Origin of the sequence: Caballeronia grimmiae (genome assembly GCF_000698555.1) — a bacterium.
GTDB classification, from domain to species: domain Bacteria; phylum Pseudomonadota; class Gammaproteobacteria; order Burkholderiales; family Burkholderiaceae; genus Caballeronia; species Caballeronia grimmiae.
Window position 1 is genome coordinate 13,762 of the sequence record NZ_JFHE01000008.1, and the last position, 17,141, is coordinate 30,902.

The 17,141-nt window shown below is 60.9% G+C and carries 11 protein-coding genes; 3 read left to right on the forward strand and 8 right to left on the reverse strand.

What is annotated here, in order from left to right:
• Positions 1-72: 72 nt before the first annotated feature.
• Positions 73-963, reverse strand: a complete 891-nt coding sequence (locus BG57_RS11295) for a LysR substrate-binding domain-containing protein (protein WP_035963094.1) — start codon at positions 961-963, stop codon at positions 73-75.
• Positions 964-974: 11 nt separating this feature from the next.
• Positions 975-1,880: a LysR family transcriptional regulator gene (locus BG57_RS11300; RefSeq protein ID WP_035963095.1), complete on the reverse strand. Its 906-nt coding sequence runs from the start codon at positions 1,878-1,880 to the stop codon at positions 975-977.
• Between the two features lie 99 nt (positions 1,881-1,979).
• Here BG57_RS11300 and BG57_RS11305 point away from each other — a divergent pair, with 99 nt between their 5' ends.
• The gene (locus BG57_RS11305) at positions 1,980-5,468 is read left to right on the forward strand and encodes an indolepyruvate ferredoxin oxidoreductase family protein (protein WP_052005732.1); all 3,489 of its coding nucleotides are present in this window, start codon (positions 1,980-1,982) and stop codon (positions 5,466-5,468) included.
• A gap of 36 nt (positions 5,469-5,504) precedes the next feature.
• Here BG57_RS11305 and BG57_RS11310 read toward each other — a convergent pair whose 3' ends face one another.
• Positions 5,505-6,395: a LysR family transcriptional regulator ArgP gene (locus BG57_RS11310; protein ID WP_035963097.1), complete on the reverse strand. Its 891-nt coding sequence runs from the start codon at positions 6,393-6,395 to the stop codon at positions 5,505-5,507.
• A gap of 112 nt (positions 6,396-6,507) precedes the next feature.
• Between BG57_RS11310 and BG57_RS11315 the strand changes: the two genes are divergently transcribed.
• A complete protein-coding gene (locus BG57_RS11315; RefSeq protein WP_035963099.1) occupies positions 6,508-7,128 on the forward strand; it encodes a LysE/ArgO family amino acid transporter in 621 nt (206 codons plus the stop codon).
• A gap of 241 nt (positions 7,129-7,369) precedes the next feature.
• Here the strand turns inward: BG57_RS11315 and BG57_RS11320 are convergent, their stop codons facing one another.
• Positions 7,370-9,448 (reverse strand): TonB-dependent siderophore receptor, encoded by a 2,079-nt coding sequence (locus BG57_RS11320; RefSeq protein WP_152562565.1) that lies wholly within the window; start codon positions 9,446-9,448, stop codon positions 7,370-7,372.
• A gap of 355 nt (positions 9,449-9,803) precedes the next feature.
• Positions 9,804-11,039: an RtcB family protein gene (locus BG57_RS11325; RefSeq protein WP_052005734.1), complete on the reverse strand. Its 1,236-nt coding sequence runs from the start codon at positions 11,037-11,039 to the stop codon at positions 9,804-9,806.
• Positions 11,040-11,754: 715 nt separating this feature from the next.
• On the opposite strand from BG57_RS11325, the gene BG57_RS11330 reads away from it, so the two are divergent.
• Positions 11,755-13,296 (forward strand): methyl-accepting chemotaxis protein, encoded by a 1,542-nt coding sequence (locus BG57_RS11330; RefSeq protein ID WP_035963104.1) that lies wholly within the window; start codon positions 11,755-11,757, stop codon positions 13,294-13,296.
• A 1,158-nt stretch (positions 13,297-14,454) separates the two neighbouring features.
• On the opposite strand, the gene flhC is transcribed toward BG57_RS11330, so the two are convergent.
• The 3 genes from flhC to BG57_RS11345 form a co-directional block, all read right to left on the reverse strand.
• Positions 14,455-15,039, reverse strand: a complete 585-nt coding sequence (gene flhC, locus BG57_RS11335) for a flagellar transcriptional regulator FlhC (protein WP_035963107.1) — start codon at positions 15,037-15,039, stop codon at positions 14,455-14,457.
• A 2-nt stretch (positions 15,040-15,041) separates the two neighbouring features.
• Entirely contained in the window at positions 15,042-15,344 is a 303-nt protein-coding gene (locus BG57_RS11340) for a flagellar transcriptional regulator FlhD (RefSeq protein WP_035963108.1), read from the reverse strand.
• Positions 15,345-16,304: 960 nt separating this feature from the next.
• On the reverse strand, positions 16,305-17,111 hold the full coding sequence (locus BG57_RS11345) for a PhzF family phenazine biosynthesis protein (protein ID WP_035963111.1): 807 nt from the start codon (positions 17,109-17,111) through the stop codon (positions 16,305-16,307).
• Positions 17,112-17,141 lie beyond the last annotated feature (30 nt).

Here is a 17,141-nt window from a genome sequence, read left to right on the forward strand (position 1 = left end):
TGTAGACGGCAAGCGCGCCACGGTGGAAGTGCTGATTGAGCAAGGGCCCTCTCGCAGATTGCGAGATCGGAATTAACCCTTATGCGTGAGGAAATCGACGAGCGCCTGAACCGCGCGCAGTGCCGGCGTCTTCCGGTGCGCGTGGACTTGCAGCGAGCGGTTGCGCGCCCACGCTTCATCGAGCGGCTTGCGGACGAAATTGCGCGATCCGGCGAAGGCCGACGCGGCGCTCGTCGGCACGACGCCAATGCCGAGACCGGCTTCGACCATCCGGCACTGCGCGTCGAAGCTGTTCACGGTGACGACGAGTTTCAGCGGTGCTCTGCCCGCTTCCGCCCGCTCCTTGAGGACCTGATCCAGCGAGCCGCCCGCCTGCAATGCGACCACCGGGTAGCGGATCACATCGTCGAAAGCGACCGTATCGTGCTGCTCGAGTTCGTGCCCCGGCGGCAGCACGACCATCAGCGGGTCATCGGCGAAGTGCCACGTTTGCAGTTGTGACGGCGCCTCGGGATTCGCCGATATCCCGACGTCGGCGCGACCGTCCAGACATGCGCGGACCACTTCGTCGCTGATCTGCTCGGTGAGCGCAATTTCCACGAGCGGATACGCAGCCTGAAAGCCCTTCAGCAGCTCCGGCAGGAAGCCCACGATCGCTGAAGCGTTCGCGAATAGCCGCACCGTCCCGGCCACTTGCCCGCCGAGCGACTGTATCTCGCGCGCCATCTGCCGCAACTGGCCGTCGACCGACTTCGCGCACGAAAGCGCATGACGTCCCGCTTCGGTCAGCTCGACGCCGGCCGCCGAGCGGATGAGCAGCGGCAGGCCCATGACTGCTTCGAGATCGGTCAGCCGCCTGCTCAGTGCGGATGCAGCGATGTGATTCAGGCTCGCCGCCCGCGCGATGGAGCCGGTTTCCGCAACGGAGATGAAGAGTTCGAGGCTGTAGTGATCGATTCGCATCTGGCGTCCCCCTAAACTCCGCGCCCGTAGCCGAGGAAATCGACGAACGCGCTCGCCGCAGGAGACAACGGCGAGCCCTTCTTCCACAACATGCCTACGTCCATCTGCGGAACGGGATCGGCGATCTCGCGCGCCTCGATGCGCTTGCCTTCGAGCGACCACGGCCGGAACACCATCTCCGAGAGAATCGTCACGCCGAATCCGTGCGACACCAGTCCGCGTAAGGCTTCCATCGATCCCGTGCGCAGGAAGACGTCCGGCTGAGGCGTCACCTTCTTCCAGTAGCGCAGTGCGGATTCCTCGCCCTCGTCGACGGTCAGCATGATGTAGCGATGCGCTGCGATATCGCGAAGAGTCGGCCGCTGGATTTTTGCGAGCGGGTGCGAAGGCGCGACCCACAGCTTTCTTGGCGAAATGACGAGGCTGCGGTGCTCGAATCGGCCGATAGACTCCAGATTCGACAGGATAGCCACGCCCACGTCGATGCCGCCCGACGCCACCGACGCTTCCAGTGTCGCCCGGTCGAGGTCGTGCAATTCGAAGTGCACTTGCGGATAACTCGCGGCAAAGCGCGCGAGCACTTCGGGAAGGAAGTATCCGAGCACCGTGTACGAAGCCCCGATACGCACCGTTCCCTGAGCTTCTTTCGAGCGGGAGCGGGACTTGTGGAGCGCATCACTGAGCGAGTCGAGCACGTGCCGCGCGTGATTGTAGAAGTCGTGGCCGTCCAGCGTCAGCGCGACGCCATGGGGCAAGCGTTCGAAGAGCCTGGTCCCGAGCGCGCTTTCGAGCGACGACACCGCGTTCGTCACGGCCGACTGCGACACATGCTCGTTTGCCGCGGCCATCGAAATCTGACCGCTTTGCGCGGCGGCGACGAAGTACCGCAATTGACGGATCGTGATGTCGCTCGGCATTCGAAAAAGTCATAGCGGGTTTCCGAATTTATGATTTTACGATGAGCGAGGCGCTTCCTACACTCCGTGGAAACCAAAGACATACCCGGAGACTCGACGATGTTCATCTCGCTGGAAGACAAGTATGTGAAGCCGCACGGACGCGTCTATATGACCGGCACTCAGGCGCTCGTGCGGATGCTGCTAGCCCAGAAACAGCGCGACGAGTCTCAGGGTTTGACGACGGGAGGCTTCGTATCCGGTTATCGCGGCTCTCCGCTGGGCGCGGTCGATCAGGAACTGTGGAAAGCCAGGAAACACCTCGATGCGAACACCATCCGGTTCACGCCGGGCCTCAACGAAGAACTGGCGGCCACGGCGGTCTGGGGCACACAGATGGTCAACCTCGATCCCAACGCGACGGTCGACGGTGTGTTCGCGATGTGGTACGGCAAGGGGCCGGGCGTCGACCGCAGCGGCGACGTGTTCAAGCACGGCAACATCGCGGGGACATCGCGGCACGGCGGCGTACTCGTCATCGCGGGCGACGATCACAGTTGCAAGTCGTCGAGCTTGCCGCATCAGAGCGAACATGCGTTTATCGCCGCGATGATGCCGGTGATGAATCCGTCCGGCGTTCGGGAATTCGTCGAATTCGGTCTTCACGGCTGGGCGATGTCGCGCTATTCGGGCTGCTGGGTCGGCTTCAAGACCATCACGGACACGATCGAAACGTCGTCGTCGTTCGAAGTCGATCCGGCGTCGGTCGAGATCAACATCCCCGACAGCTATCCCGTTCCGCCCGACGGCTTCTCCTTGCGCTGGCCCGACGCGCCGCTGGAACAGGAGAACCGGCTGCAGCGCGAACGGCTTTACGCGCTCCTCGAATACGTGCGATTGAACCGGCTCAATCGACAACTCTGGGACGCGCCGCGGGCACGCTTCGGCATCGTGACGACGGGCAAGAGCTACCTCGACACCCGCGAGGCGCTCGCGCTACTCGGGCTCGACGAGGATGCCGCGAGCGCGCTCGGCATTCGCCTGTTGAAAATCGGCGTCTCGTGGCCGCTCGAGCCGCAATGCGTCCGAGCGTTCGCGGACGGTCTATCGGAGATTCTCGTCGTCGAAGAGAAGCGGCAGATCATCGAATATCAGATCAAGGAGCAGTTGTACAACGAGCCGGTGTCGTCGCGTCCGCGCGTAGTCGGCAAGTACGCCGAAATGGGCGAATGGGTGCAGGTCCCCAAGGACGGCATTCTTCTATCGCCCAACGGAGAACTCAACGCTTCGACGATTGCTGCGACCATCGCGGCGCGGCTCGCGCGCGTCTTCGGACCGGACGGCTTGCCGGCGAGCGTTCACGCTTTTCTCGAAACCCTCGCAGGCAACACGGCGCGTCCTGCGCTGGACATGAAACTCCCGCAGCGCGTGCCGTATTTCTGTTCCGGGTGTCCTCACAACACGTCCACCAGGGTGCCCGAGGGCAGCCGGGCGGTGGCAGGCATCGGTTGCCACTTCATGTCGATGTGGATGGACCGCAGCACGGAGACGTTCACGCAGATGGGCGGCGAAGGCGCTTCGTGGATCGGGCAGGCGCCCTTCACGACGACGCGCCATATCTTCGCCAATCTCGGCGACGGCACGTATATGCACTCCGGTTCGCTGGCGATTCGGGCGGCGGTCGCGGCGGGCGTCGACATCACGTACAAGATTCTCTACAACGACGCCGTCGCCATGACGGGCGGACAGCCGGTGGAGGGCGGGCCGAGCGTGCTGCAGATCGTGAATCAGGTCGCCGCCGAGGGCGTGAAGCAGGTTCACCTCGTGACGGACGACCCGGGGCAGTTTGACGCGGCTGCGTTGCCAGTCGGCACGCGGCTTCTGCATCGCGACAAGATGGACGAGCTGCAACGCGAGCTACGCGACGTGGCGGGTGTGACGGTCATCGTCTATGCGCAGACGTGCGCCGCTGAAAAACGCAGACGCCGCAAGCAGAAAAAACTGGCTGATCCTGCACGCCGCGTGTTGATCAACGAGGAAGTCTGCGAGGGATGCGGCGATTGCGGCACGCAGTCGAATTGCGTGTCGATCCTGCCGCTCGAAACGCCGCTCGGCCGCAAGCGCACCATCGACCAAAGCTCCTGCAACAAAGACTTCTCGTGCGTGAAGGGCTTCTGTCCCAGCTTCGTGACGGTGGAAGGCGGCACGTTGCGCAGGCCGCGCAAGGCGGAAATCGCCATTCCGTCCGGTCTTCAGGCGGCGACGCTGCCTGACTTGAGCGAGCCGTACAACGTGGTCGTGACCGGTGTCGGTGGAACGGGTGTCGTGACGATCGGTGCGCTGATGGGAATGGCGGCGCATATCGAAGGCAAGGGCGTGCTCGTCCTCGATATGGCGGGCATGGCGCAGAAGGGCGGTGCGGTGATGTCGCACATCCGCATCGCACGCGCGCCCGACGCGCTGCATGCTGCGCGGGTTGCATCCGGGAAAGCGCACTTGATCCTCGCCTGCGACGCGATGGTGGCTGCGGGCAAGGATGCGGTTGCACTATGCGATTCGGCTCGCACGGTGTCCGTTGCGAATACCGATGTCGCTCCGACCGGCAGCTTCGCCCGCGATCCGGACTGGTCCGCGTCGCCGGAAGGCTTGCTCGCGCAGGTGCAAGCGCATTCGCTGCGCACGGATTCGCTCGAAGCGACGCGCATTGCAACCGCGCTCATGGGCGACGCTGTTGCAACCAACATGTTCCTGCTTGGCTTTGCATGGCAGCGCGGGCTCGTTCCGCTCGAAGAAGAATCGTTGATGCGCGCGATCGAACTGAATGGCGCGGCCATCGAGATGAACAAGACGGCTTTCGCGTGGGGCCGGCAAGCGGCGCTCGACTTGAACACCGTAAAAGCAGCAGCGGGTATCGGCGACCCAGTAAGCATCGTTTCGATGCCGCCGAGGAGAGAATCGCTGGAGCAGATCATTGCTGATCGCGTGCGGAGGCTGACGGCTTATCAGAGTGCCGCATACGCGCATCGCTACGAGCGTTATGTCGGAGAAGCGGCTCAGAGAGAACGCGAGCGCGTGGGCGGCGAGAAAGTCAGTCGGGAGATCGCCGTGAGCTTATACAAGCTGATGGCGTACAAGGACGAATACGAGGTCGCGCGGCTGTATGCGGAAACGGACTTCGCCCAGCGCGCGACGGCGATGTTCGAAGGTGATGTCAGGCTTCGATTCCATCTCGCGCCACCGTTGCTGGCAAAGAAGGACAAGCAAGGGCGATTGCTCAAACAGGAATACGGAAGCTGGATGCTGACCGTGTTCAGGATGCTGGCGAAAGGCAAAGTGCTGAGAGGGTCCGTGCTCGATCCGTTCGGATATACGGCAGAGCGTCGGCGGGAACGAAAGGCGATCGAAGTGTACGAAACATCGATGCGCGAGGTGCTTGAATCGCTCGATGCACCACGGCTTGCGACGGCTGTCGAGCTTGCGAAGCTGCCGCAAAGCGTTCGCGGTTTCGGGCATGTGAAGGAGCGTAACGCCGAGATGGCCGAAGCGAAGCGTACGGCGTTGATGGAGCAATTTGAGCGGGAGCATGCGGTGACGAAAGAGGCGGCTTGAAGCGGGGACCTGAGCGCCGAGAAATCGAATCGGACACTACCCGAGCCATTCGGCGGCGCGTGTTCGCAGCATCGCGCCGAACTCGTCGAGCCAGCCGATGGAGAGCCGCCAGCTTTGCCAGTACAGCGCCACGTCGAGGTGACGGCCGGGCGCCATCTGCACGAGTTCCCCGCGCTCCAGATGTTCGCCGATCATGCGCTCCGGACACATGCCCCAACCGAGTCCGGCCACGCATCCACGCAGGAAGCCCGCGACATGCGGAATCCAGTGCAGCGGCGGATTCACTTCCGCACGTGTCACGCGCCGGATGAAGCGCTGCTGCAACTCGTCCTTTGCATTGAAAGAAACGCACGGCGCGGCGCGCAACGCTTCGCGCGTCACACCGTTGGAGAAGTACGTCTCGTGGAAGTGCGGCGAACACACCGCGAAATAACGCATGCGTCCGAGATGCGTCGAGCGGCAGCCTTGCACCGGCTCCGCCTGCGTGGTGACGGCGGCCTGTACCGCGCCTTCGCGGATGAGTTGCGCCGTGTGATCCTGATCGTCGATGACGAGATCCAGCAGAATCTGCCGCTCGACACAGAAGGGCGCAGCCGCATCGACGAACCAGGTTCCGACGCTGTCGTCGTTGACGGCGACGCGCAATGTAGGCCGCCCGTTGTCGAGTCCAGGCACATTGGGCAGCGTGCCCGCAAGCTGCGCTTCGAGAATCTGCACCCGCTCGGTATGGCGGCACAGCAGCGCACCGGACGGCGTCGCGACACAGGGCGTGCCGCGCTTGACGAGCACCGTGCCGACTCGCTCTTCCAGCAGCTTGACGCGCTGTGAGACCGCCGACGGCGTCACGTTGAGCGCGCGCGCCGCCCGCTCGAAGGAGCCGTGACGAACGACGGCGCACAGGGCATCGAACAGGGCGTAGTCGAGCATTAGCGTTGCTTAATCGGATTAAAGGAAATTAGCTTTGCTTCGTCGAAGCTGTCGGGCAATCTAGCGCAACTCGTCGGGTCTGTCCAACTCTCTTCTGATTTGCATTGCATCCATGAACTGGCTCTCCTTTTCTCACGGCGCGGTCCTGTGCGCGTCGCTTATCGTCACCATCGGCGTGCAGAACGCTTACGTCCTTCGGCAGGGCATCATGCGCTCGCATGTCGGCAAGATCGTCGCTTTGTGCGCACTGTCTGATTTCGCATTGATCGCAGCAGGGGTTGGCGGGGCATCGGCATTGGTCGAAAGCTATCCGCGCGTGGTGCATGCGCTGCTCTACGTCGGGCTTGCCTACTTGCTGTGGTTCGGTCTGAATGCACTGTGGCGCGCATGGAAGCCGTCACACGCGACGATGGATGCCACGGCCGGCGGCAAGACGGCGTCGACGGTCGGTGCGCGTGCGGCCATTTTGACGACGCTTGCGTTGACGTGGCTCAATCCGCATGTGTATCTCGACACCTTTTTGCTGATCGGCACGGCAGGCGCTCGCGAACCCGCCGATGCGAGGTTGGCGTTCGCCATCGGTGCAATGGCTGCGAGTCTGGTGTGGTTTATCGCGCTCGGCTACGGCGCGCGGTTGCTGGCGCCGCTGTTTCGGCGTGCAGGTGCGTGGCGTTTGTTCGATGGCGCGATTGGGGCGATGGTGATTGGCATCGCGGTGACGCAGATGCGTTGAGGGGTGCGTTATTGGATGTCTTTGATGCAATCGCTATCTCAGAGGCGGAGCATTCTGCATATTGCATCGATGGGCGGCTTGGTCACAAGGCCCGGTATCGCGGGCTACTGTGAGAGTTTGTTCGCGCTCGAAGGTATCTGCGAGGCGATTCTGGAATACTCCATGTCGACGCCGATGGAAAGAAGGAGGTCGCGCCGCCCACGCACGACCACCCTTCCCGAATCCAGACGAGTTACAGTCCTCAGAACTCCACGCGAGCATTGACCGCCAGGGTGCGCGGTTCGCCCGGTTGGATATAGTCGGCGTACTGGAATTCCCAATAGCGATGATTCGTCAGGTTATCGATCGCCGCACGCACGCCGACGTTATGTCCTGCAATCTTCGTCGTGTAAGTTGCGCCGAGACTGTAGATCATGTAGCCCGGAACCTTGATGTCGCCCGCGGGACGCAGGCTCGTGTTGCCCGTGAACTTGGCCGATGCACCCAGCGTCAGACCCGGCACCACCGGCACCGAATAGGCCGCGTGCGCAGTCGCAACGAAGCCCGGCGCGCCCGCCACACGATTACCGTCGTAGTCCGAACCTTTCTTGTACTTCGTCGCAATCCACATCACATCGCCGCCGACGGTCCAGTCGCGGCTTAGCCGCACGTCCGCGCCTGCTTCCACGCCCTGAAACACGGACTCGCCATCTTCGACGAAGACGTTGTCGCTATTCGCGTACTGCGCGCCGCGCTCGATGCGGAACAGTGCGGCAGTCGCACTCCAGCGTTCGTTTTGCGTCTTGACGCCGACTTCGTACTGCTTGCTGCGCAGCGGATTCAGCACCGCGCCCGAATTCGCGTATGTCGTGCCGACGACGTTGCCCGCTTCGAGCGATTCGACGTAGCTCGCATAAAGGGTCGTGCCGGGCGTGAGCTTGTACATCAACGCGACCGACGGTGTGGCGATCCCGTTCTTCGAATACGTCGAAGTCGTCGCGCCGTCGACACCGTAACCGTGCTGTTCGTAATTCGTGAAGCGCACGCCGCCGAGCACGGACCAGCGTGACGTCAGCGCGATCGTATCGCTCGCAAAAAGCGCCTTCTGCACGATGTCCGCATTGCGATATGTGGTGTAGCCGCCGCCGCTGTAGCGGTTCGTGTTCGGCTGATAGATGTTGCCGATGCCGATCTGATCGTAGAACGAGTTCGCGGTGTTGTCGTTCGTCTGCTTCTGATACGACGCGCCGAACACGAGTTGATGCTGGAACGGCCCCGTCTTCACCAGGCCCTCGGCCATGATCTGCCACGCGTTAAGCTGATGCCCCTCCTTGCCTTCGTAGCGCATATCGTTGTAGTCGCCGGCGGGATCGGTCAGGTAGAAGGTGCTCTCATTGCGATAACGCGTGCTCTTGCTGAAGCTATAAGTCGCCGAGATCGTCCAGTCCTGATTCAGGTTGTAGCGCAGGCCGGCCGTATAAAGCTGCAGGTTCGTGTTGAGGTGCTGATCGGGTGTGACGAGCGTGCTGCTGCCACCGCTCAACGGCACGGGCAGCGTGTTCCCAGTGAGTTCAGCGGTCGATATCGCCGTCGTGATGCCCGATGCATGCCGCTCCTGGTACAACGCGCCGAATGTCGCGGTGAGGTCGCGGGTGAGGCGGGCGTCGGCGGACAGCGAGAATGAATCGCGCCGCACGTTGCCGTCGTTGTAGGTCTTGCCTTCCTCATGCGTGGCGTTGAAACGGTAACCGAACATGGCGTTGGGTCCGACGCGCCCCCCGAGATCGATATGCTCGGACCACACGTTGGTGGACGCATAGCCGACGTCGACGCTCGCGATCTGCCGGTCCGTGAGCGGCGGCTTCTTCGTCACGTAGTTCACGACGCCGCCCGGCGCGCCGAAGCCATACATGAAGCCGGAGAGACCCTTCAGCAATTGCACGCTTTCGAGTTGCTCGTAGGGCATCGTGATGCCGTAGGCGTTGAACGGCTGACCGTCGATGCGAAAGCCGTTCTGCCAGTCGAGCTGCATGCCGCGCACGGTGATGTAGCTTGCCCATGCGTTATACGGATTGCTGTTGTCCGATACGGACGCGTCCTGCGAGAAGACATCCCCGAGCTTCTTCGCCTGCCGATCCGCGAGTTCTTCGCCGGTGACGATGGTCGTCGAGTAGGGCGTGTCGAGCTGCGTGCGCGTGCCGAGCGCGCCGGAGCTGACATCGCTCTGCAAGTGCTGCCCCTGGTCTCTTTCAGTGGTCGCGGTGACGGAGACGGCGGGAAGCGTCGCATCGGCCGCCCCCGGCGATGACGGCGATGCCCCGGCATCGTTTTCTTGCGCCATTGCGCAGTGGGTCGTGGCGAACAGGAGCAGTACCGCCAAGGTCGAGGGCCGGAGGGTCCATCCGCCGCATGCTGCTGTGGTCATTTTTCTTCGTCGTGAACGTGTGTGAAATGCGAACCATTCGCATTTGAAGGACGCATTCTGACGGAGCGACAAAACTTTGTAAACCGGTGGATGGAAATTCGTCGGCGGCGGTTGGAAGGGCGTTAAGCCGGCGAACCATTGCGTCGTGGCGTCTTGCTGCGAAGTGGACGGGCGGTGGTTCAGCTTTCTTCTGTCGAATTACTCTGTTCGGTGCGACGCGAGTACACGTTGCTGCCGTCGCACGTGCATGTATTCGAGCCGCATGCCGCCCTCAACCCTTCACGCAAACGACCTGCTTGAGGGTATGGACTACTTCGACCAGATCCCGCTGCGCTTCCATCACCGCGTCGATGTCCTTGTAGGCCATCGGGATTTCATCGATCACGTCCACGTCCTTGCGGCATTCGACGCCTTGCGTCGCCCGCACCTGATCGTCGATGGTAAAGCGGCGCTTTGCTTCCGTGCGGCTCATCGTGCGTCCGGCGCCGTGGCTGCAGCTATGGAAGCTCTCGGGATTACCCTTGCCGCGAACGATATAACTCTTTGCGCCCATCGAACCGGGAATGATGCCGAGTTCACCTTGTCGCGCCGACACTGCGCCTTTGCGCGTCAAAAGGACGTCCTTGCCGAAGTGATGTTCCTTCTGCACATAGTTGTGGTGGCAATTCACCGCTTCGACGTGCGGTTCGAACGGCTTCGTGATGACCGTGCGAACGGCGGCGATCAGGTTGAGCATCATCACTTCGCGGTTCATGCGAGCGAACTTTTGCGCCCAGCCGACAGCCTCGACGTAGTCGTCGTAGTGCTGCGTTCCTTCCGGCAGATAGGCGAGGTCCTGATCGGGAAGATTCACGAAATGCGTGCGCATGTCCTGCTTTGCGACTTCGATGAAGTGCGAACCGATGGCGTTCCCCACGCCTCGCGACCCCGAGTGCAGCATCAGCCACACGAAGGCTTCTTCGTCGAGGCAGATTTCGATGAAGTGGTTGCCTGTTCCAAGCGTGCCCAGATGCGCGTAGTTGTTCGTGTTCCTAAGCCTCGGAGTCTTCTGCACGATGACATCGAACTGGTCTTTCAGCTTCGCCCAGGCCTGATCGACTGGCTGCGGCGGCTTTTCCCACGATCCTTTGTCCCGGCCCTTGAACCCGCGCGTTTTCGGCGACATGCCGTGAGGAACGGCCTTCTCGATGGCGCTGCGCAATGTGCCCAGATTGTCCGGCAGATCGTTCGCGCTCAAGGTCGTCTTGGCTGCCATCATTCCGCACCCGATATCGACACCGACGGCGGCCGGAATCACCGCGCCGAGCGTCGGGATCACGGTGCCGATCGTCGATCCCTTGCCGACATGAACATCGGGCATCACCGCGATGTGCTTGTAGATGAACGGCATCCGGGCCGTGTTGCTCAGTTGTCGCCTGGCTTCGTCTTCGACGGGTACGCCCTTGGTCCACATCTTTACCGGGCGGGCGCCGTCGACGTTCATTACGTCGTATTCGTCGTGCTTCATCGTGGTTCTTCTCAAAACCAGAATGATAGGTGACGAGAGCGGGCGATGAGATATTCCGGTTGCTGTTTTGCGGCGCGCGTCGGCGTATGGCGGCTTATGGTCCAGCTTACGGCGGACGCTTAGTAGTGTTGGCCAGCGTACGCTTATGCATCATGTAGCGATCATCCGAACGCTGATAACGCCGACACGATAATCACGTCTGTACGCGTGAGTTGTTGTCGAACGATCGTTCGATCCGACGCCTCCGCAATGCGTCGATTCCGCAACGCTTGTCCGCGCACTTCTAAAGCGCTGCGGTCTAGTTGCCCGCAGTCGTATCCTGTTGCGCGCTCTGACCGCCACTGCCTCCAAGGTGAAGTCTTGCCGATTGCCTCTGGCTCTCAGGCTGACATATATAACGGCGGCCGCGTGCGAAAGCTCAATAGGCAAGCTGACCGAACAACCACGTGCGAAGCCAGTTCCGACGAACCAGAACCTTCTATCGAACGCCATCAAACGATGCTTATTAACGTCGGTCGATGAAGCCGAACCAGTTGGCTACATGCGTCGCATTTCTTCGCCCCGATAGCCGCATATCGCCCGAAAGCTGTCTCGCCTGGCGATCGAGCGCGCGTCCCCTGTCAAGTCACGCAGATCACAGCCGTTAATGCGAATGTACGCCAAGACCCTACGACGGCTTCCATCGAAATCAACGACATTCAACGACTAACGACGCATGACTTTCTCTAGAAAACTTTGGCTGCCCCTGCTGCTTAGCCTCGTATGCCTTGCAGGGATCTCCATTGCTGACGCTTATCGCATGCGAGCGGTGCGCATGGAACAGACCCAGTTGGGCATCAAGCACGCCACCGAGGTTGCGAACAGCATCATCCGCGAATTCGCCCAGCAGGCGACTACCGGCGAGATCACGCAAGAGCAGGCCAGGCAAGGCGCGCTGAACGCAATCCGCGATATCCGGTTCGGCGACAACGGCTATTTCAGTGTCTTTGATTCGCAGGCGAAGGTGCTGGTGCATCCGATGAAACCCGAATTCGTCGGCAAGACGATGATGGACTTCAAGGACCCGAATGGCGTCTATCTGTATCGCGATCTGATCGATGTGGGCAAGCGCCAGGGCGCAGGCTACACGTACTATTCGTTCGCGAAGCCCGGCAGCACTGAGATCCTGCCGAAGATGTCCTACGTGTCGTGGTATCAGCCGTGGGACTGGTTGATCGTCACGGGCGTCTATATCGACGACATCGATGCGGCGTTCTATAGCTCGCTTGGCTGGAGTCTCGGCGTGCTGGCTGTGATCGCGGTGTTGTTGAGCCTTGTCGTGTCGCGCCTCAATCGCGGCATTCTTCGCTCGATGGGCGGCGAACCGGCATACGCCGCTGAAGTGGCGAATCAGATTGCGGACAACAACCTCGCCGTTGAGGTCGCAACGGCAGCCGACGACCGTTCGAGCCTGATGTATTCGATGGCTCGTATGCGCGGTCAGTTGCTGGCTGCGATCGAAAGTGTGAAGACGTCCGCCAACGCGATCGCAAGCGCGAGCCGCGAAATTGCGGTCGGCAACACGGACTTGTCCTCACGCACCGAGCAGCAGGCCGCATCGCTCGAGGAGACAGCGGCGAGCATGGAGGAGTTGACCGCAGCCGTGAAGCACAATTCCGAAAACGCGCGTCAGGCGAGCGGGCTGGCTGGAACCGCACGCGATGTTGCTCACGAAGGCGCGACTATCGTCGGGAACGTCGTCGGCACGATGGCCGAGATCGAGGAAAGCTCGCACAAGATCGCGGAGATCATCGGCATGATCGAAGGTATTGCGTTCCAGACGAATATCTTGGCGCTGAATGCGGCGGTGGAAGCCGCGCGTGCCGGCGAGCAGGGGCGCGGTTTTGCAGTGGTCGCGGGCGAAGTGCGCAGCCTGGCGCAGCGTTCGTCGACGGCGGCGAAGGAGATTCGCGAACTGATTGAAGCATCGAGCACGCGCGTTCACGCGGGCACCGAGCTTGTCGGTCAGGCCGGAGAGACGATGGCGAAGATCGGCTCGGCAATCCAGAAAGTGACGGACATCATGGATGAGATCGCGTCTGCGTCCAACGAACAAAGCCGTGGCATCGAGCAGGTGAATCAGGCGATCAGCCAGATGGACGAAGTCACGCAACAGAACGCGGCGCTCGTCGAGCAGGCTGCGGCTGCGGCGGGTTCGCTTCAAGATCAAGCTGAAACGCTGCGGTCGACGATGGGCGTGTTCAAGACGGCCGCTTGAGGTGGCGTTTTAGGCTGCTGCAGGTTCAGCCCGAGATCAGGCGCGAAACGCTGCGCGCGACGATGGGTGTGTTCAAGACCGCTGGTTGAGCAGGCGTTGTCTGCGCGGCGCGGCTGGCGTCATTGGGCGGGGCCATTGGCACGCGCACGGCGTTTCGATAACCCCGTAGCCGACGGCGCGAAGCGATGCAGGGAAGAATTTTGCGCGCCGTGACGGAGTTGCTTGATCAGGGCTTGTTGGTTGAGAAGATCGGGCCGAGCCTTGGCGAGAGCGTCTTGGCGGTGGAAGGGCTGCTAAGCATGAAACGCCGAGTTTGGGGAGATGACCGTTTCCACTGCTTATCGAGCTACGGAGTGCGGGGGCTTCGCTCTCGGCAAGCATCAAGCCAGTTGAACCGCTTTGTCGCTATTCGGAAGTGCCGGGAAGCTCAGGCATTGGCGCGCGGACCTATTCCGTGTTATCGAATGCATCGACTACTTGTGTGCGCTCGCTCGATGTCAACGCTCGAGGCTCGCGCCTTCGATGTCATATCGACAGTTCATCGGACGAGGGAATTGGAATGGAATCGCGTGCGGATCGACGTTCCGCTCCAAGAAGGGCAACGATCGCTCCACGTTAGATGACATGCGGCTGCTGTACGTTGCGCTTAGCGGGTGCAGCACTTACTCAGCCTTTCCGATGTGACGATCAACAAGCCAAGTCCGCCACGTTCGACAGATATCGGGCGAGAGGACTTGAATGAAAGCGCGAGCGAATCGTCAACGACATTCCGCTTCCGGAGGGTCGACGGTCGATTCAAGTTTGACTAAATGCGGCTGTTGTACGTTGAGCCCACGCGGGCGCAGCAAGTATTCGACTTTCCAGATGTGAGGATCAATAGGCCAAGCCCACTAGCTTCGACATCTATCGGGCGAGCCAATCTGAATGGAGCGCGTGTGGATCGTCAACGGCTTCCACTCCAGGAGCGTCGACGGTCGATTCGTGTTGGACGAATGCGGCTGCTGTATGTGTGAGCAGCAAGTACTCACCTTCTGCAATCCGAAGAACGATAAGCCGGGCCCGCCACGTTCGACATCCGACTTAGCGCGCAAAAGCGCTTCGGGATGAGTTTCTGCGGCTCTCCAACCTGCCGAGAGCCGCTTGCAGCCGGCAAAATGTTCAGGCCGCCTGTGCCTGTAATGCCGCGCTTCGCTCGAGCGCTGCTTTTGCGGCAGCCTTGGTTTTTCCTGCTCGCGACGGCGGCTGGCAAATCCCACAAACCATCGAGTGCGACGGCTCATGCGCGTGCGCGACGAACTTGCCACGGCAGCGCGTGCAACCCGCGAGACGCAGAATCCCGGCATCCTTGAAGCGGATGAACGTCCAGGCGCGCGTCAGGTCCATCTGCAACGGCTCGCCGTTCATCTGGAAATGCTCTGCGTAGAGCGCATAGGCGCGAGTCAGCAGGTCGACGCGATCCATTCCTTCGCTGTTCGCTTCGAGGAAGGCATAGACGTTGGCGAACATCGACGTATGGATGTTCGGCGCCCATGTCAAATACCAGTCTTCCGAGAACGGCAGCATGCCCTTGGGCGGCGATGCGCCTTTAACTTCGCGATACAGGCGGATCAGTCGCTCACGCGAGAGCTTCGGGAACTCGGACTCCAGCACCTGCATGCGAGCGCCAAGCTGAATCAGCTTGACCGCGCGCAGTACGTCGGCGGCGTCATCAGCGAGGCGCTTGGGGGACGTGGTCGTGCTCATGGTTAGGCTGCGAGAAGAACGTGATTGGACACGGACGCCGCAGCCGTCGCTTCGTGGCCGCGGCTCGCGAGGCCACCCAGCATCGCATCGGCGCTCAGGCGGAAGAAGCACAGCAGTTGCGACGACGACGCGAGCTTTTCTGTCTGCGCCGGCGAGAGCTTGAGCAGCGTATCCGCCATTTCCGACGACAGGCCCAGATGCGCCTGTGCCGCCTCGCGGTCGGCCGCCAGAACGCGTTGAGCGAGCATGAGATACGACATATTCAACTCGCGGATGGAACCGAGGTCGGAGGAAGCGTGGATCATGGCGGCGGACCAGTTAGAAGTTCGACTTGCTCATCGCGCCGCATCGTTGAGGCGCAAGCAAATTGTCTGACTACGCACCGGGATTTGCAACATTTAGTTACATCGAGCAATCGTTTGCTACAGAAAATCCAACGCACGCAATCGTGCGCGAAGAGAGGGATATTTTCTTCAGTTCGGGGGTTAGCGCGTGATTGAATGCTGATAGACGGCACAAGCTTTCATTTTTCTTCCTGCGTTGCGCCGGATTCTGAATGTTGATTCTTGGCATGCATCAGGGGCGTGTAGGCGAAAATCGGTAACAGCTACTCGATAAGGTGTTACCCGACTGATGCGAGAAAACGACAGAGTTACTTCTGTCGGCAAAGTTGTGGTCGGTACGTTACGCCGACCGCGAACCTTCTTCTATCCGTCACCCCTCGGTAAGCGTTCGCGACTCGCATGAAGGCAAGGCCGCAGGCATCTCACGCGTTCGCGCGCCTCGCTCGCGGCCTTTTTTCGGCGAACGAGCGTTTTGTTTTTACGGGTACGAGCGAGTGGCTCATTTGAAAACGGCCGGCATGTAACCGATTCAGCCGCAGCGCGCGTGACCAATCTGCGGCCTACAGGTCGCGCACGACGAAAAGAATCGGCCCTTTGTATATGCGCCTGCCAAGCCCATACCAGAGACCCGAAGCGCCGACTAAGCGAAGCGCGTCGTATGCATAGAGTGCCGCGCATATGAAAGCCGTGAAGCTTAGGGGCCGCGCACAGCGCGCAACAAGACAAAGCTCAAGGCGATCCCGCCCAGCAAACAAAATCGGCGCGCGTACCGTGGAAGATGGAACGAGAGATCAGGACTGAAATCAGTTGCCGGTATCGCGACGATTCGCGGCGTTACGATCGCAAGCGTCTCAAACTCGTTAAGTCAGGCATCACTTCTTGCTCAGCAGTGAAATGGCGAGGCGCGGATCGAATAGCGCCTCACGACAATTGTGCAGCCGACAGATCGATCGTTCCTTCCAGATATTGCACCGCGTGACCCGAAATCAGCACTCTGTCCGCTTCAAGCTCGCAATACAGAACGCCGCTCCGCTCGGAAGCCTGTAGCGCAACGAGTTTTCTTTTACCGATCAATGTCGACCAGAGCGGAGCAAGAGCCGCGTGAATGGACCCGGTCACCGGGTCTTCAGCGCCGCCGTTTGCCGGCCAAAAGTAGCGAGACACAAAGTCGTGACGGTCTCCGCGCGCAGTCACCACGACGTCTCGTGGACCAAGCTGCGCAATGAGTTCGAGCTTGGGCACGACCGCGCGTACATCGGTCTCCGTGTCGTACAGGGCAATGTAGGCCTGCTCGCTCGTGAAGACCGCTTTAGGTTGAATCGATAAACCGCGCACAAGGTCGCCGGGAACGTCCTTCGTTGGCTCGTACTCGCGCCGTGGAAAGTTCATTTCTATCAGACCTTGTGACCGGTACACCGAGAACGCCCCGGTCGCTCGTGCATGGAAATCGATGTGGGTGGCTTGAGGAAGGTGCTTGAATAGAACGAAGGCGCTTGCCAGCGTCGCGTGTCCACAGAAGGCAATTTCCTTGATCGGAGAAAACCACCGGATGTCGAACCCTCCATCATCCCGGCGCACGACGAACGCCGTTTCCGACAGATTGCTTTCGCTAGCGATCGCTTGCATCAGGGAAGCGGAAAGCCATGAGTCGAGCGGAACGACTGCTGCGTAATTTCCTTTGAACAAGTCGCTTGTAAACGCGTCGATCTGATAGAGCTTCAGTTTCATAGGCACACTCGGGCAAGCGGACGGTATGGG

Excerpts from the sequence above, each read along its gene's own strand:
- BG57_RS11295 (WP_035963094.1), bottom strand. The coding sequence starts at position 963 with ATGCGAATCGATCACTACAGCCTCGAACTCTTCATCTCCGTTGCGGAA.
- BG57_RS11300 (WP_035963095.1), bottom strand. The coding sequence starts at position 1,880 with ATGCCGAGCGACATCACGATCCGTCAATTGCGGTACTTCGTCGCCGCC.
- BG57_RS11305 (WP_052005732.1), top strand. The coding sequence starts at position 1,980 with ATGTTCATCTCGCTGGAAGACAAGTATGTGAAGCCGCACGGACGCGTC.
- BG57_RS11310 (WP_035963097.1), bottom strand. The coding sequence starts at position 6,395 with ATGCTCGACTACGCCCTGTTCGATGCCCTGTGCGCCGTCGTTCGTCAC.
- BG57_RS11315 (WP_035963099.1), top strand. The coding sequence starts at position 6,508 with ATGAACTGGCTCTCCTTTTCTCACGGCGCGGTCCTGTGCGCGTCGCTT.
- BG57_RS11320 (WP_152562565.1), bottom strand. The coding sequence starts at position 9,448 with ATGGCGCAAGAAAACGATGCCGGGGCATCGCCGTCATCGCCGGGGGCG.
- BG57_RS11325 (WP_052005734.1), bottom strand. The coding sequence starts at position 11,039 with ATGAAGCACGACGAATACGACGTAATGAACGTCGACGGCGCCCGCCCG.
- BG57_RS11330 (WP_035963104.1), top strand. The coding sequence starts at position 11,755 with ATGACTTTCTCTAGAAAACTTTGGCTGCCCCTGCTGCTTAGCCTCGTA.
- flhC (WP_035963107.1), bottom strand. The coding sequence starts at position 15,039 with ATGAGCACGACCACGTCCCCCAAGCGCCTCGCTGATGACGCCGCCGAC.
- BG57_RS11340 (WP_035963108.1), bottom strand. The coding sequence starts at position 15,344 with ATGATCCACGCTTCCTCCGACCTCGGTTCCATCCGCGAGTTGAATATG.
- BG57_RS11345 (WP_035963111.1), bottom strand. The coding sequence starts at position 17,111 with ATGAAACTGAAGCTCTATCAGATCGACGCGTTTACAAGCGACTTGTTC.